We start from the raw sequence: 16351 nt of genomic DNA, 5'->3' as shown, positions 1-16351 counted from the left end.
TAATGAAGAAAATCATGATGATTGGCTACGGCGCGATGGCGAAGGAAGTGTTGTCCCGCCTGCCGGAAGGCGTGGAACCCGGCTGGATCGTGGCGCGCGAGCCGCATCATGCGGCGATTGCCGCCGCCTTTGACGGCCGGGTGCAGGCGCTGAGCGATCCGCGCCAGTGCGACGGCTGTCCCGATCTGGTGCTGGAGTGCGCCAGTCAGCAGGCGGTCGCCGAGTTTGGCGAAGCGGTAGTGCGGCGCGGCTGGACGCTGGCGGTGATTTCCACCGGCGCGCTGGCGGACGCCGGGCTGCAGCAGCGTATCCAGCAGGCCAGCCGCGAGCATCACGGGCGGGTTTGGGTGCTGTCCGGCGCGGTGGCGGGCATGGACGGGCTGGCGTCGGCGCGCGAAGGCGGACTGACCAGCGTCACCTATCAGGCCAGCAAAAGCCCGGCCAGCTGGCGCGGCAGCCCGGCGGAAAGCCTGATCGACCTCGATGCGGTCAGCGAAGCGCAGGTGTTTTTCGAGGGCAGCGCGCGTGAAGCGGCACGGCAGTTCCCGGCCAACGCCAACGTGGCGGCTACCATTGCGCTGTACGGGCTGGGTATGGACCAGACGCGGGTGCGCCTGCAGGTGGATCCGCATACGCGGCGCAATACGCACCGGCTGCAGGCGCAGGGCGCGTTTGGCGAATTTCAGATTGAGTTAAGCGGCAATCCGCTGGCCAGTAACCCGAAGACATCGACGCTGGCGGCGCTGAGCGCGGTACAGGCCTGCCGTCGACTGCTTGACGGCGAACTGACGGCATAAAGGGGAATAACAGTATGGCGATACAAAAGATTTTTCTGGCCGGGCGCTGGTGCGAAGGGCGGGGTGAGCCGATGCGCTCCACCTTCCCGGCCGACGGTTCGCTTAATGCGGAGCTGCGCGCCGCCGACGTGAATGACGTCAACGAAGCGGTTGAAGCGGCGGAGCGCGCCTGGCGTGACCCACAGTGGCGCGGTCTGGTGCCGCATCAGCGCGCGGCGATTTTATACCGCGTCAGCGATCTGATTAGCGAACAGCTGGAGACGCTGGCACAGCTGCAAACGCGCGACAACGGCAAACCGCTGGCGGAAACCCGCGGCCTGGTGGCCAGCGCGGCGGCCACCGCGCGCTATTTCGCCGCCGCCTGCGAAGTGCTGGAAGGGGAGTTGCCCACCCAGCGCAACCGCGAGGTGATGACGCTGAGCCAGTACCAGCCGCTGGGGGTGATCGCTGCCATTACGCCGTGGAACTCACCGATCGCCAGCGAAATGCAGAAAGTGGCGCCGGCGCTGGCGGCCGGCAACGCGGTGATTCTGAAGCCGGCGGAAGCCACGCCGCTGATGGCGCTGAAACTGGCGGAACTGTTTGAGCAGGCGGGGCTGCCCGCCGGCTTGCTCAGCGTGCTGCCGGGCAAAGGTTCGGTGATTGGCGAGGCGCTGGTGCGTCACCCGCTGGTGAAAAAGATTTCCTTTACCGGCGGCACCGGCACCGGCCGTCACCTGGCGCATATCGCCGCCGAAAAACTGATCCCAACTTCGCTGGAGTTGGGGGGCAAGTCGCCGACCATCGTGCTGGAAGACGCCGATCTGGAACAGGCGGCGCGCGGTATTTGCTACGGCATTTTCAGCTCGGCCGGCCAGGCGTGCATCGCCGGTTCGCGGCTATTTGTGCACCGTTCACTGTATCAGCCGCTGCTGGCGCGGCTGTGCGAACTGGCGGGCGGGCTGCGTCTTGGCAACCCGCTGCAGCCGGGCGTGCATTTAGGGCCGCTGATTAATGACAAACACCGCCAGAGCGTGGCGGAGTACGTTGCGCTGGCGCGGCAGGAGGGCGGTCGGGTGCTGATCGGCGGCGAAGCGCCGGCGGATCCGCAGCTGGCGGACGGCAGCTATTACCTGCCGACCATTATTGACGGTTTGAATAATGACGCACGGGTCTGCCAGGAGGAGATCTTCGGGCCGGTGCTGGTGGCGATGCCGTTTGACGATGAACAGCAGCTGATCGCCATGGCCAACGATTCGGTCTACGGCCTGGCCGCCGGCATCTGGAGCCGCGATTTCCCGCGCGCCATGGCGCTGGCTGAGCAGCTGGAGACCGGCACCGTCTGGGTCAATACCTACAAAACATTCTCGATTTCCACGCCGTTCGGCGGCGTGAAACAGAGCGGCCTGGGACGGGAAAAAGGGTTGCACGGCATCAAGGCCTATATGCAACAGAAAAGCCTGTATCTGGCGCTGAGCCATCAGGTGAACCGCTGGAGCGACTGAGCGCGGCGCACGATGTATCCCTACGCATGACTATGATAAGAAGGCAGATGATGAGCGATAAAATAACGGTTGGTGAGGCGATAGCCCGGACTCTGGAGCAATACGCGGTGTCGGCGATGTACGGCATCATCTCGATTCATAATTTGCCGATCGCCGATGCCGTCGGACAGCGCGGCGCGATCCGCTTTGTGCCGGCGCGCGGCGAGGCGGGCGCGGTGACGATGGCCGACGCCCACGGTCGTTTCTCCGGGTTGGGCGTGGCGCTGACCAGCACCGGCGCCGGCGCCGGCAACGCGGTGGGTGCGATGATTGAAGCGCTGAACGCCAACACGCCGCTGCTGCACATCACCGGCCAGGTGGAAAAGGCGTATCTGGACGCCGACGCCGGCTTTATTCACGAAACCAAGGATCAGATGGGCTTCCTGCGCGCCTGTTCGAAGCGCGCCTACCGGGTCAACAGCGCCGAGCAGGCGGTGGCGGTGATCCAGCGGGCCATCCAGGAGGCGAAAACCGTGCCGTGTGGCCCGGTGGCGGTGGAGATCCCGATTGATATTCAGAGCAGCCTGGTTTCCCGCGCGGTGCTGACGCCGGCCATTGCGCCACCTGCCTTGCCGGCGGCGGATGCGGCGGCGGTGGAGCGTTTGTATCAGCGCCTGAAGGCCGCCAAGCGACCGCTGCTGTGGCTGGGCGGCGGCGCGCTGGGCTGCGCAGCGGCGGTACAGCGGCTGGCGGACGCCGGCGTGGCGGTGATGTCCAGCACACACGGGCGCGGTATTCTGCCGGACAGCCACCCGCGCAGCCTGCGCGCTTTCCATAATTCGCCGAGCGTGGAGCAGATCCTCAATCGCTGCGATCTGACGCTGGTGGCCGGTTCGCGCCTGCGCAGCAACGAAACCCGCACCTGGACGCTGCCGCTGCCGCGCCCGCTGGTGCAGATCGACATCGACCCGGCGGCGGCCAACCGCAACTATCTGGCGGATGAGCAGGTAAACGGCGACTGCGGCGCGCTGCTGACGGCGCTGGCGGCGCGTTTTGCACCGGGCGAGAAAGTGGACGCCGGATGGGACGCCGAGATAGCCGCTGCGGTGCAGCAGGCGGAGCAGGCGCTGCGCGAGCAGTCCGGCGAATATGCCAAGCTCAGCGACGCGATTGCCGCCGCCCTGCCGGATGACGGCCTGCTGGTGCGCGATATCACCGTGTCCGGCAGCGTGTGGGGCAGCCGTCTGTTCCGCGCCGTGGCGCCGCTGTGCAATATTCACTCGCTGGCCGGCGCCATCGGCATGGGGCTGCCGATGGCGATTGGCACCGCGCTTGCCAACCCGCAGCGTAAAGTTGTCGGGCTGGTGGGGGACGGCGGTCTGGCGCTGGGGCTGGGGGAGCTGGCGACCATGGCGCAGGAACAGGCCAATATCACGCTGCTGATCATGAACGACGGCGGCTACGGCGTGATGCGCGGCATTCAGGACAAGTACTTCGCCGGCCGTCAATACTACAACGAACTGCACACCCCGGCGTTTGCCCAGGTGGCGGAGGCGATGGGGCTGAAGGCCTGGAAGATTGACAGCGCCGAGCAGTTCGGCGGCGTGCTGGCGGAGGCGATCAACTACCCGGGACCGTCGGTGGTGGAAGTGGATATGAAACAGGTCGGGCCGCTGACCTTTGCCGGGCCGCCGCAAAAGACGCTGTACTGAATAAACCACAGGGACGGCTTGCCGTCCCTGTGGTTGAGAGCGATTAGCGGGGGACTGCAGCCCCGCCAATGGCCGGGTTACTTGCCTTCAGCGGCGATGCGATCGCGGATGTGCTGCGCGCGCGCTTCGGAGGACGGGTGATCGTCAAACATGCTGCTCTGACGCCCGGCTTCCATCTTGGCCAGTTTTTCGAAACTGGTCGCCAGCCCGTTCGGATTGATGCCGCGTTTCTTCAGCAGATCGAACGAGTAGTCGTCCGCTTCGCTCTCCTGCTTTTGGGAGAACTGGGCGCTGACCAGCTTCTCACCGATATCCGCCAGCTGCGACTGCGACAGCGAGCCGATGATGCCGCCGGTCGAGGCCGCCGCGGTGCGCAGCGCGACCGTGCCGTACGCCACCTGCATCGCCTTGCGGGTATGGCCCAGCGCCACGTGGCCCATTTCATGGCCCAGTACGCCTTCCACTTCGTTGTCGTTCATCATGTCCATCAGGCCGCTGTAGACGCGGATACAGCCGTTGGCCATCGCCCAGGCGTTAACGTCTTTGGTGACGTACACCTTGTAGTTGGCCGGCGTGCCGTCAATATTATCGCCCAACGCTGCCGCAATTTTGTTCAGGCGCTTGACGTAGCTGCTGTTGGCCGGCGCGATTTTTGCCTTGCTGTCCATCTCGACGCAGGATTTATCACTTAACGCTTTGACATCGTCGTTGCTCAGGGTCGCCGCCTGGAACGCCTGCGCGCCAGACTGCATCAGGGCGTTGGGATCAAGGCTTTGACAGCCGCTGACCAGGGTGGCAATGCCTAATGCAATCAAAGAGGTACGGATTTTCATGAAGCCATCTTCCTATGATAGTAACAAGGGATTTTATACAAATGAGCAGAAACAATTTCGCTCGCAACAGCCTAGTGTACGACACTCGGCGGCAAAATAGTGTTATTCCGAAAATAGGGCCAATCGTGCTAATAAGTTGTGAACTCGCTCTCATTTACTATTAGGGATTGCCGTTCTTATGCCGAGTCTGAGAAAATGGCAAACTTGACTGCTTTTTTCATCCGACTTGGAGTAAAACATGTCCTCTCGTAAAGAGCTTGCCAACGCCATCCGCGCACTCAGCATGGACGCCGTACAAAAAGCAAAATCCGGTCACCCGGGCGCCCCTATGGGCATGGCCGATATCGCCGAAGTCCTGTGGCGCGACTACCTCAGCCACAACCCGACCAACCCGCACTGGGCCGACCGTGACCGCTTCGTCCTCTCCAACGGCCATGGCTCCATGTTGATTTACAGCCTCCTGCATCTCACCGGCTACGACCTGCCGATGCGCGAGCTGGAAAACTTCCGTCAGCTGCATTCCAAAACACCGGGACACCCTGAATACGGCTACACCCCGGGCGTCGAGACCACCACCGGCCCGCTCGGGCAGGGTATCGCCAACGCCGTCGGTTTCGCCATCGCCGAACGCACCCTGGCCGCGCAGTTCAACCGCCCGGGCCATGATATCGTCGACCACAACACCTACGCCTTTATGGGCGACGGCTGCATGATGGAAGGCATCTCACACGAAGTCTGCTCCCTGGCCGGCACCCTTAAGCTCGGCAAGCTGACCGCCTTCTACGATGACAACGGCATCTCCATCGACGGCCACGTCGACGGCTGGTTCACCGACGACACCGCCAAGCGTTTCGAAGCCTACGGCTGGCACGTGGTACGCGGCGTGGACGGCCACGACGCCGACGCCATCAAGGCGGCGATTGAGGAAGCCCGCAAGGTTACCGACAAGCCGTCCCTGCTGATGTGCAAGACCGTTATCGGCTTCGGCTCGCCGAACAAGGCCGGCACCCACGATTCCCACGGCGCGCCGCTGGGCGATGCCGAAGTGGCCGCCACCCGCGAGCAGCTGGGCTGGCACTACCCGCCGTTTGAAATCCCGCAGGACATCTATGCCCAGTGGGACGCCAAGGAAGCCGGTCAGGCGCGTGAAGCGGCCTGGAACGACAAGTTCGCCGCCTACGCCGCCGCCTTCCCGGAGCTGGCCGCCGAGTTCACCCGCCGCATGAGCGGCGAGCTGCCGGCCGACTGGCAGGCGCAGGCCAAGGCCTACGTCGAGCAGCTGCAGGCCAACCCGGCCAACATCGCCAGCCGCAAGGCGTCGCAGAACGCGCTGGAAGCCTACGGCAAACTGCTGCCGGAATTCCTCGGCGGCTCCGCCGACCTGGCGCCGAGCAACCTGACCATGTGGTCCGGCTCCAAGGCGCTGAACGAAGACCCGGCGGGCAACTACATCCACTACGGCGTGCGCGAGTTCGGCATGAGCGCCATCACCAACGGCATCGCGCTGCACGGCGGCTTCCTGCCGTACTCGGCGACCTTCCTGATGTTTGTGGAATACGCGCGTAACGCGGTGCGCATGGCGGCGCTGATGAAGCAGCGCAACGTGTTCGTCTACACCCACGACTCCATCGGTCTGGGCGAAGACGGCCCGACCCACCAGCCGGTGGAGCAGCTGGCCAGCCTGCGGGTCACGCCGAACATGAGCACCTGGCGTCCGTGCGACCAGGTGGAGTCGGCGATTGCCTGGCAGTACGCCATCGAGCGCAACGACGGCCCGACGGCGCTGATTTTCTCGCGTCAGAACCTGGCGCAGCAGCCGCGTACGGCGGAGCAGCTGGCGAACGTGTATCGCGGCGCCTACGTGCTGCAGGACTGCGACGGCACGCCGGACGTTATCCTGATTGCCACCGGCTCGGAAGTGGAGCTGGCGGTCGAGGCGGCGGGTCAGCTGACGGCGGCGGGCCGCAAGGCGCGCGTGGTGTCGATGCCGTCGACCGACGCGTTCGACAAGCAGGATGCGGCCTACCGCGAGTCGGTGCTGCCGGCGGCGGTCACGGCGCGGGTGGCGATTGAAGCGGGCATTGCAGACTACTGGCTGAAGTACACCGGGCTGAACGGTGCGGTGGTGGGCATGACCACCTTCGGTGAGTCGGCGCCGGCGGACCAGCTGTTCAAGGAGTTCGGCTTCACCGTGGAAAACGTGGTGGCGCAGGCTCAGGCACTGCTGAAGTAAGCGGCTGAAAGCAGCCATCATAAAGGCGCCCTTGCGGCGCCTTTTTCGTAGAGATAACCGTATATTCGGCTATGGACTGATTACGCCTTGGACGGTTCCAGTTGGGTCAGTTTTTGCACGTTCAGGCTTTCCAATTTCCCATCCAGCGCTTCCAGGAAATCGTCGTGATAGCTCATCGCCACGTGTTCTTTCAGCGTCTGTTCTGACGTCCAGCGCTCAATAAACACGAAGGAAACTTTCCCCTGGTTCTGCAGATCGCGCACATCGGGAATTTCGCGTGTTTCATGCAGGTCATACTGCAGGCAGCCGGCCTCGTTGTGGGTCTGCGGCACCATCTTTCTGGCTGCGGTTCTGACGGCGTCAACGAATTCCGGCCGCGGGGTCAGGGTGGCGACAATCTTAACTTCACTCATTATTGGCTCCTTGTATATGCCCTGTAAATGTAAGGCGTATGGGAAAAGGCAGATGAAAAAACGATCGGCGACATGCTGTGGGTAGTAAGCAAAAGTGTGCGCCAGATCATTTTATTACCGCAAAGTGTCCGCGAGTTGACAGACAACGTGTCGGATCTGTTCCTTTTCAAAAAACTTTGGTTTATGCTCGGCTGAAGCGTTTCAGTTGGCACAATTGGCCGCTGAAAGTGGCAGAGTGAGCGGTTATTTTTACATATATGGTTGGTGAATAATATTACGCAGCGATTCACAGCAGACGGTACGCTAAAGTATTCTATATAGATTAGCAGGATAACTCGTCAGCGCCACCCGCAATCCGGTGAATAAGTCCGGCAGGGAGGGCCATTTAGCAGGAACAAGCATGACCATCCGCATAGCGATAAACGGCTTTGGCCGCATTGGCCGCAGCGTTTTACGCGCACTGTATGAATCAGGAAGACGCGCCGAAATTACCGTGGTGGCAATCAACGAGCTGGCGCATGCCGAAGGGATGGCCCACCTGCTGAAATATGACTCCAGTCACGGGCGTTTTGCCTGGGACGTGCGTCAGGAGTGCGACGTACTGACGGTGGGCGACGACGCGATTCGTCTGCTGCATCAGCCGGCGTTGGAGCAATTGCCGTGGGGCGAACTGGGCGTGGACGTGGTGCTGGACTGCAGCGGTGTGTACGGCAGCCGTGAGGATGGCGAAGCCCATCTGGCGGCCGGCGCGAAGAAAGTGCTGTTTGCCCATCCCGGCGGTAACGATCTGGACGCCACCGTCGTGTTCGGCGTCAACCACCAGACGCTGCGGGCGGAACATCGCATCGTTTCCAACGCCTCCTGTACTACCAACTGTATTATTCCGGTGATCAAGCTGCTGGACGATGCCTACAGCATCGAGTCGGGTACGGTCACCACCATTCACTCGTCGATGAACGATCAGCCGGTGATAGACGCCTATCATACGGACCTGCGCCGGACGCGTGCGGCAAGCCAGTCGATCATTCCGGTCGATACCAAACTGGCCGCCGGCATCACCCGTATTTTTCCGCAGTTTTGCGATCGTTTTGAAGCGATCTCGGTGCGTGTGCCGACCATTAATGTCACGGCGATCGATCTTAGCGTCAGCGTGAGTTCACGGGTGAAAGTGACAGAGGTCAACCAGTTGCTGCAAAAGGCCGCACGGGGATCATTTCGTGGTATAGTTGACTATACGGAACTACCATTAGTCTCGATTGATTTTAACCATGATCCGCACAGCGCCATCGTCGACGGCACGCAGACGCGGGTCAGCGGACAGCACCTGATCAAGACCCTGGTCTGGTGCGATAACGAATGGGGCTTTGCCAACCGGATGTTGGATACCACCCGGGCAATGGCCGCAAGCGGTTTCTAGTACGGCGGCGCCGTTTGGGCGCGGTCGTTTAAACCCGCAGGATTCCGGGCGATAGCCTGAAAGAGGCGGGGATAGGCAACTTTATAGAGAATCAACCAAGAGGGTTCACCATGTCTGTAATTAAGATGTCCGATCTGGATCTGGCAGGAAAACGCGTTCTTATCCGTTCTGATCTGAACGTACCAGTGAAAGACGGTAAAGTGACTTCCGATGCGCGTATCCGCGCTTCCCTGCCGACTATCGAAGCTGCGCTGAAACAAGGCGCGCGCGTGATGGTAACCTCCCACCTGGGCCGTCCTACCGAAGGCGAGTACAACGAAGAATTCTCTCTGCTGCCTGTCGTCAACTACCTGAAAGAGCACCTGAGCAACCCGGTGCGTCTGGCGAAAGACTACCTGGAAGGCGTTGACGTTGCCGAAGGCGAGCTGGTGGTGCTGGAAAACGTGCGCTTTAACAAAGGCGAGAAAAAGGACGACGAAACCCTGTCCAAAAAATATGCGGCGCTGTGCGACGTGTATGTGATGGACGCCTTCGGCACCGCACACCGTGCGCAGGCCTCTACCCACGGCGTTGGCAAATTCGCACCGGTCGCCTGTGCCGGTCCGCTGCTGTCCGCAGAGCTGGAAGCGCTGGGTAAAGCGCTGGGCAACCCGGCCCGTCCGATGGTCGCCATCGTCGGCGGTTCTAAAGTTTCCACCAAACTGACCGTCCTGGATTCCCTGTCTAAAATCGCCGATCAGCTGATCGTCGGCGGCGGCATCGCCAACACCTTCGTGGCGGCGCAGGGCAACAACGTCGGCCAGTCGCTGTATGAGCCTGATCTGATCGACAACGCCAAGAAACTGCTGGAAACCTGCGATATTCCGGTGCCGACCGATGTGCGCGTGGCGACCGAATTCTCTGAAACCGCAACGGCGACGGTCAAGCAGGCCAACGAAATTCAAGACAACGAGCAAATTCTGGATATGGGCGACGTTTCAGCCGAGCGTCTGGCCGTTATCCTGAAGAACGCCAAAACCATTCTGTGGAATGGCCCGGTTGGCGTATTCGAGTTCCCTAACTTCCGTAAGGGGACCGAAATCGTGGCGCGCGCCATTGCAGACAGCGATGCTTTCTCCATCGCTGGCGGCGGCGACACCCTGGCGGCGATTGACCTGTTCGATATCGCCGACAAAATTTCCTACATCTCCACCGGCGGCGGCGCGTTCCTGGAATTTGTTGAAGGGAAACAACTGCCGGCGGTAGTGATGCTGGAAGAGCGAGCTAAGCAGTAATTCTGACAACGGGGGGCGCAAGCCGCCCGTTTGTTTTATTCCGCGCCGGTTGCGGCGCGGGGTAGAAACGATTTACATCCATCTACCCGATGACCCTTGGCCGGACGCCTGGCGTACGAACGGGGGAAAGAGGGTACAACGGCAGACGAAACGGGACAAAGTAACATGTCTAAAATTTTTGATTTCGTAAAACCGGGTGTCATCACTGGCGATGACGTTCAGAAAGTCTTTGCAGTCGCTAAAGAGAACAACTTTGCGCTGCCGGCGGTAAACTGCGTCGGCTCCGATTCCATCAACGCAGTACTGGAAGCCGCGGCTAAAGTACGTGCGCCGGTAATCGTGCAATTCTCCAACGGCGGCGCCGCGTTTATCGCCGGCAAGGGTCTGAAGACTGACGTTCCTCAGGGCGCAGCGATTCTGGGCGCTATCTCTGGTGCTTACCATGTGCATCAGATGGCTGAACATTACGGCGTGCCGGTTATTCTGCATACCGACCACTGCGCGAAAAAACTGCTGCCATGGATCGATGGCCTGCTGGACGCCGGTGAAAAACACTTTGCCGCTACCGGCAAGCCGCTGTTCTCTTCCCATATGATCGACCTGTCTGAAGAGTCGCTGGAAGAAAACATCGAGATCTGCTCCAAGTACCTGGCGCGCATGGCTAAAATCGGCATGACGCTGGAAATCGAACTGGGCTGCACCGGCGGTGAAGAAGACGGCGTGGACAACAGCCATATGGACGCCTCCGCGCTGTATACCCAGCCGGAAGACGTGGCTTACGCGTACGAAAAACTGAACGCCATCAGCCCGCGCTTCACCATTGCTGCCTCGTTCGGCAACGTGCACGGCGTGTACAAGCCGGGCAACGTCAAGCTGACTCCGACCATCCTGCGTGATTCTCAGAAATTCGTTTCCGAGAAGTTCAACCTGCCGCACAACAGCCTGAACTTCGTGTTCCACGGCGGCTCCGGCTCCAGCGACGCAGAGATCAAAGAATCCGTCAGCTACGGCGTGATCAAAATGAACATCGATACCGATACCCAATGGGCGACCTGGGACGGCATCCTGCAGTACTACAAAGAAAATGAAGGCTATCTGCAAAGCCAGCTGGGTAACCCGAAAGGCGCCGATCAGCCGAACAAGAAATACTACGACCCACGTGTCTGGCTGCGCGCTGCACAGTCAAGCATGGTGACGCGTCTGGAACAGGCCTTCAAGGATCTGAACGCGATCGACGTTCTGTAATCCCCGGCCGGCGCGCCATGAGCGCGCCCGTGTCTGATGCTGAAAGGCTCCCTCTGCGGGAGCCTTTATTTTTGGGGCGTATCCGATATTTTTGCCCAACTTTTGCTGGCAGAGTTGGCAACGCGCACCATTGTTGGTTACCCTTACCCGGTGGTTTCCGCATCGGTCAATGCGATGTATTTTTGCGATTTCTCCCGCTGGGAGCTTTTTTAATTAGGACGTTAGAATGGAAGATCTCAACGTAGTAAACGGTATTAATAATGCCAGCAGCTGGCTGGTAAAAAATCAGGATCTGCTGATTCAGTATGCGGTGAATATCGTCGCGGCTATCGCGATTCTGATCGTAGGTATGATCATTGCCCGCGTGGTCAGCAATGCGCTGAACCGGGTGATGAAAATGCGTGGTATTGACGCCACGGTTTCTGATTTCCTGTCGGCGATGGCGCGTTACGCCATTCTGGCCTTCACCTTTATTGCGGTGCTGGGACGCGTCGGCGTACAGACTACCTCGGTGATTGCCGTACTGGGTGCCGCCGGTCTGGCGGTTGGCCTGGCGTTGCAGGGCTCACTGTCCAACTTTGCCGCCGGCGTGCTGCTGGTAGCGTTCCGTCCGCTGCGTGCCGGTGAATACGTCGACCTCGGCGGCATTGCCGGTACCGTCGATCAGGTGCAGATTTTCTCCACCACGCTGCGTACCCCGGACAATAAAACCATCGTGGTGCCGAACGGCAAAATTATCGCCGGCAACATCACCAACTACTCCCGCGAGCCGAACCGCCGCGTGGATATCGTGGTGGGCGTCGCCTATAACGCCGATATCGACACGGTGAAAAAGGTGCTGAACGACGTGATCGCCGCTGACAAGCGCATCATGCACGATAAGGGTGTGACCGTACGTCTGAACGAAATGGCGCCGTCTTCCCTGAACTTCGTCACCCGTTCATGGACCACCAATGCGCAGTATTGGGATGTTTACTTCGATCTGATGGAAAACTTCAAGCGTGCGCTGGATGCCAACAATATCGGCATTCCGTTCCCGCAGATGGACGTTCATCTGTATCGTACCGACGGCACTTCCGCTAAAGCGGAATAATGCCGCAAGGGGGCTTGAGGTTGATGGCAACGTTGTCGGATGGCTCGAGATCCCCGGGCTTGGCGTAACGAGGAGCGCTGCGGCGGCTGATGCCGCTACGACCCCATCGTCACGCTCTCCCTAATCACTGACTTTGTCAGTACTCTGAGGGGCCGCAAGGCCCCTTTTTTCCCCCTCCTGCCCGAGTCATTAATATCCTTAATGGCGAATTAGAATTATCAATTTCACCTAATAATAGCTTCCTCGTATGATGCGCTCGGTTAATCGACGTATCTGATGAGGACTTGCCATGCTTGCCGTTTTTCTACAGGGTTTTGCGCTTAGCGCCGCGATGATTTTGCCGCTGGGGCCGCAAAATGTGTTTGTGATGAATCAGGGGATCCGCCGGCAGTATCATCTGCTGGTGGCATCGCTGTGCGCGCTCAGCGATATTGCCCTGATCTGCGCCGGCATTTTCGGCGGCAGCGCGCTGCTGCACCGCTCGTCGCTGCTGCTGATGCTGGTGACCTGGGGCGGCGTCGCCTTTTTGCTATGGTACGGCTGGGGAGCATTTCGCACCGCCTTTAGCCGCCATATTGCCCTGGCCAGCGTGGCCGAACTGGCGCAGAGCCGCTGGCGTATTGTGGTGAGCATGCTGGCGGTCACCTGGCTGAATCCGCACGTCTATCTGGATACCTTTGTGGTGCTGGGCAGTCTGGGCAGCCAATTCGCGCCGGAGGTGCGCTCCTGGTTCGCTTTCGGTGCGGTCAGCGCCTCTGCCGTCTGGTTTTTCGCGCTGGCGCTGCTGGCCGCCTGGCTGTCGCCGTATCTGAAGACGCCGCTGGCGCAGAGAATCATCAATATTCTGGTGGGGCTGGTGATGTGGGCCATCGCCGCGCAGCTGGCCTGGCACGGCATGCAATAAAGCCGCCGCTGGGGGCAGGATCATAATTTGGCACTAATCTGAATTAAAAAAACCGGACGATATGCTAGGGTTGATGGCAAGGAACTGATTATTCATTCCGGACGATGGCTGCGTAAATGATGGTAAATTGACTGTCGGCCGCGGTGGAATATCGGCATGAATAAGCAGGAATCAGAACAGCCTGTCATTAAGGAGACACTGTGAAGCTAAAAGCATTGGCTATGGCCGCAATGGTTGGATTAGGAACGTTACCGATGGCGCTGCAGGCGGCGGAAGTGCCTGAAGGGCCGCACGTGGTGACCTCCGGGACGGCCAGCGTCGACGCCACCCCGGATATCGCAACGTTGGCGATTGAAGTCAGCGTATCCTCCAAGGATGCGTCGCAGGCAAAAAAACAGGTTGATGAACGCGTTGCGCAGTATTTCGACTTCCTGCAGAAAAACGGCATTGAGAAAAAAGATATCAGCGCCGCCAACCTGCGTACGCAACCGGAATACGATTACCTGAAGAGCGGCGAGTCAGTGCTGAAAGGCTATCGTGCCGTGCGTCAGGTGCAGGTGACGCTGCGCAAGCTGGATAAACTGAATGAGCTGTTGGACGGCGCGCTGAAGTCCGGCCTGAATGAGATCCGCGCGGTGGAGCTGGGCGTGGCGAATCCGGACGAGTACCGGCAGAAGGCCCGTCAGCAGGCGATTGAGAATGCTACGCAGCAGGCGGCGTCGCTGGCCCAGGGCTTTAAAGCCAAATTGGGGCCGGTGTACAGCATCCGCTACCACGTTGCCAACTATCAGCCGATGCCGGTTGCCCGTATGTATAAGGCTGCCAGCGCCGCGCCGGAAACCAGCGCCGCGCAGACTTACGAGCAGCAAAGCATTCACTTTGACGATCAGGTTGACGTGGTGTTTGAACTGCAGCGCGGCGGCGCGCAGTAAGCCGCAGATAGTACAGCAGGGCGCCGGTCACGGCGCCTTTTTTAATCCTGTCGCAGAACCTGACGGCCGTGCTCCAGCAGGGCGTCGGTCACTTTACGCATCATGCGGCTTTCCGGCGCGAAGCGGTGCCAGAACAGCATCCGGCGCTGGAGCAATCCCGGGGTTAAATCGACAAGTTCGCCGGACGCCAGCTCTTTCTCGATCTGCAGGTGCGGGATCATACAGCAGGTGGTGCCCTGGCGCGCCAGCTGCACGAAAGCCTCCGACGAGTTGACGATATGGCAGGGTACGCTGCCCGGCGAAAGATCGAAGTTTTGCTGCAGGAAGGCCTGATGCATGTCGTCCAGATGGTCGAAGGCGACCGCCGGCGCTTTCAGTAGCGCCGAGCGGGTGACGCCGTTCGGGAAATAACGTTCGGCAAAGCCCGGCGAGGCGACGAACAGGTAGTCCAGCGCACCGAGCTGATCGACCAGGCAACTGGGCAGTGGCTGCGGCTGAATACTGACCGCGCCGACCACCTCGCCGCGGCGCAGGCGCTCCTGAGTGCGGGTTTCATCTTCCACCTGCAGGTTCAGACGAATCGGCGAGTCGGCCAGCACCGGTTTTAACGCCGGCAGCAGCCAGGTTGCCAGACTGTCGGCGTTGACCGCCAGCGACAGCAGCAGCGGCGTATCGACACCGGTATCGTTGCCCAGCCACTCTTCCTCCAGCAGCTCCACCTGGTGCAGCAGCGCCAGCAGCTTTTGCCCCTGTTCGGTGGGGCGCGGCGGTACGGTACGGACCAGCAGCGGCTGGCCAAACAGATTTTCCAGCTGTTTGATGCGTTGAGATACCGCCGATTGGGTGATGCAGAGTTTTTGTGCCGCGCGTTCAAAGCCGCGTTCACGGATCACCGCGTCCAGCGCTTGTAGCGTTCTGTAGTCTGGGCGTTTCATCGGAGAGATATCCCTTAACGTTAATGGTTTCTGGCACTATACCTTAAATAGCGCCGCTTGCATCACAGCACAGGCGTGACGCTTGGCGCGCACGGGCCACAATTTGCGATCCATACCTGCATTCAGCGAGGCGATTTACCCTATAATACGCATACGTTTTCGTATATAGGCAATGGAAAATAGCATGACGCAGGATGAACTGAAAAAAGCGGTAGGCTGGGCGGCGCTGGAATACGTGAAGCCGGGCACCATCGTCGGCGTGGGCACCGGGTCGACCGCCGCCCACTTTATTGATGCGCTGGGGTCAATCAAGGATCAAATTGAAGGCGCGGTGTCCAGCTCCGACGCCTCCACCGCCAAGCTGAAAAGCCTCGGCATCCACGTATTCGACAGCAACGAAGTAGACTCGCTGGATATTTACGTCGACGGCGCGGACGAAATCAACGGCCATATGCAGATGATCAAGGGCGGCGGCGCAGCGCTGACGCGTGAAAAAATCATCGCCGCCATCGCCCGCAAATTTATCTGCATCGTGGATGCCTCCAAACAGGTGGACGTGCTGGGCAAGTTCCCGCTGCCGGTCGAAGTGATCCCGATGGCGCGCTCCTACGTGGCGCGCGAACTGGTGAAGCTGGGCGGTCTGCCGGAGTATCGTCAGAATGTGGTCACCGATAACGGCAACGTGATTCTCGATGTGCACAATCTGAGCATCACCGACGCGGTGGCGCTGGAGAACAAAATTAACGGCATCGCCGGCGTGGTGACCGTCGGGCTGTTCGCCAACCGTGGCGCCGATGTGGCGTTGGTCGGCACGGCGGACGGCGTCAAGGTGGTCGAATAACCACCGGCTGTGTATGCAGGCTGCGCCGCCCGGCGCAGCCCGTTGCCGGCATAATTTTCAGCAGAAAACATCTTTTCTTTAATCCGCCAAATTTGGTGACATATGTCACATTCTCGTCATAACCTCGGTTAAGCTTCTGCCAAATTCTTTCTGCATGGCATTTTCAACCAGAATCACCCCTCTGAACTCTCCCTTGTGCTGAGGGGCGGGCAATCGTTTGTATTGCCGCCCGCGTTATTTTTGTTATGTTGGTGGTCGA

General features: G+C 60.2%; 15 protein-coding genes. 12 read left to right on the top strand and 3 right to left on the bottom strand.

All coding sequences use genetic code 11. The features are described from left to right. Positions 1 to 2 precede the first annotated feature (2 nt). From TAN611_RS18995 to TAN611_RS18985, 3 genes are read left to right on the top strand one after another with little or no spacing between them, the layout of a single operon-like run. On the top strand, positions 3 to 797 hold the full coding sequence (locus TAN611_RS18995) for an aspartate dehydrogenase (RefSeq protein WP_187044162.1): 795 nt from the start codon (positions 3 to 5) through the stop codon (positions 795 to 797). A 14-nt stretch (positions 798 to 811) separates the two neighbouring features. Continuing rightward, positions 812 to 2281 carry an aldehyde dehydrogenase gene (locus TAN611_RS18990; RefSeq protein WP_111736520.1) on the top strand — a complete coding sequence of 490 codons (1470 nt, stop codon included), beginning with the start codon at positions 812 to 814 and terminating at the stop codon, positions 2279 to 2281. Between the two features lie 50 nt (positions 2282 to 2331). Further along, positions 2332 to 3972, top strand: coding sequence for a thiamine pyrophosphate-binding protein (locus TAN611_RS18985; RefSeq protein ID WP_203067800.1), 1641 nt, complete (start codon positions 2332 to 2334; stop codon positions 3970 to 3972). 77 nt (positions 3973 to 4049) lie between these two features. On the opposite strand, the gene TAN611_RS18980 is transcribed toward TAN611_RS18985, so the two are convergent. Further along, positions 4050 to 4805 (bottom strand): M48 family metallopeptidase, encoded by a 756-nt coding sequence (locus TAN611_RS18980; protein ID WP_105232422.1) that lies wholly within the window; start codon positions 4803 to 4805, stop codon positions 4050 to 4052. Between the two features lie 238 nt (positions 4806 to 5043). Between TAN611_RS18980 and tkt the strand changes: the two genes are divergently transcribed. Next, entirely contained in the window at positions 5044 to 7038 is a 1995-nt protein-coding gene (gene tkt / locus TAN611_RS18975) for a transketolase (RefSeq protein ID WP_105232079.1), read from the top strand. An 80-nt stretch (positions 7039 to 7118) separates the two neighbouring features. Here tkt and TAN611_RS18970 read toward each other — a convergent pair whose 3' ends face one another. Beyond that, positions 7119 to 7451 (bottom strand): putative quinol monooxygenase, encoded by a 333-nt coding sequence (locus tag TAN611_RS18970; RefSeq protein ID WP_105232420.1) that lies wholly within the window; start codon positions 7449 to 7451, stop codon positions 7119 to 7121. 400 nt (positions 7452 to 7851) lie between these two features. On the opposite strand from TAN611_RS18970, the gene epd reads away from it, so the two are divergent. The 7 genes from epd to TAN611_RS18935 all read left to right on the top strand — a co-directional run bounded on the left by epd (position 7852) and on the right by TAN611_RS18935 (position 14316). Then, positions 7852 to 8868, top strand: coding sequence for an erythrose-4-phosphate dehydrogenase (gene epd, locus TAN611_RS18965; RefSeq protein ID WP_111736523.1), 1017 nt, complete (start codon positions 7852 to 7854; stop codon positions 8866 to 8868). 110 nt (positions 8869 to 8978) lie between these two features. Further along, the gene (gene pgk, locus TAN611_RS18960; RefSeq protein WP_105232418.1) at positions 8979 to 10142 is read left to right on the top strand and encodes a phosphoglycerate kinase; all 1164 of its coding nucleotides are present in this window, start codon (positions 8979 to 8981) and stop codon (positions 10140 to 10142) included. Positions 10143 to 10307: 165 nt separating this feature from the next. Continuing rightward, a complete protein-coding gene (gene fbaA / locus TAN611_RS18955; protein ID WP_105232417.1) occupies positions 10308 to 11387 on the top strand; it encodes a class II fructose-bisphosphate aldolase in 1080 nt (359 codons plus the stop codon). Positions 11388 to 11423: 36 nt separating this feature from the next. Then, positions 11424 to 11600 (top strand): hypothetical protein, encoded by a 177-nt coding sequence (locus tag TAN611_RS18950; protein WP_158684836.1) that lies wholly within the window; start codon positions 11424 to 11426, stop codon positions 11598 to 11600. Between the two features lie 13 nt (positions 11601 to 11613). Next, positions 11614 to 12480 (top strand): small-conductance mechanosensitive channel MscS, encoded by an 867-nt coding sequence (gene mscS, locus TAN611_RS18945; protein ID WP_105232416.1) that lies wholly within the window; start codon positions 11614 to 11616, stop codon positions 12478 to 12480. 289 nt (positions 12481 to 12769) lie between these two features. Further along, positions 12770 to 13384 (top strand): arginine exporter ArgO, encoded by a 615-nt coding sequence (argO, locus tag TAN611_RS18940; RefSeq protein ID WP_105232415.1) that lies wholly within the window; start codon positions 12770 to 12772, stop codon positions 13382 to 13384. Positions 13385 to 13584: 200 nt separating this feature from the next. Continuing rightward, entirely contained in the window at positions 13585 to 14316 is a 732-nt protein-coding gene (locus TAN611_RS18935; protein WP_015673690.1) for an oxidative stress defense protein, read from the top strand. A gap of 41 nt (positions 14317 to 14357) precedes the next feature. Here the strand turns inward: TAN611_RS18935 and TAN611_RS18930 are convergent, their stop codons facing one another. Further along, positions 14358 to 15251, bottom strand: a complete 894-nt coding sequence (locus tag TAN611_RS18930) for a LysR family transcriptional regulator ArgP (RefSeq protein WP_105232413.1) — start codon at positions 15249 to 15251, stop codon at positions 14358 to 14360. A 184-nt stretch (positions 15252 to 15435) separates the two neighbouring features. Between TAN611_RS18930 and rpiA the strand changes: the two genes are divergently transcribed. Further along, a complete protein-coding gene (gene rpiA / locus TAN611_RS18925) occupies positions 15436 to 16092 on the top strand; it encodes a ribose-5-phosphate isomerase RpiA (RefSeq protein WP_015673688.1) in 657 nt (218 codons plus the stop codon). Positions 16093 to 16351: the final 259 nt, after the last annotated feature.

The sequence above is a fragment of the Serratia sp. Tan611 genome, assembly GCF_905188235.1.
GTDB classification, from domain to species: Bacteria; Pseudomonadota; Gammaproteobacteria; order Enterobacterales; family Enterobacteriaceae; genus Serratia_B; species Serratia_B rhizosphaerae.
Note: the sequence above shows the minus strand (reverse complement) of the source record. Positions and strands in the feature narration are given on the sequence as shown.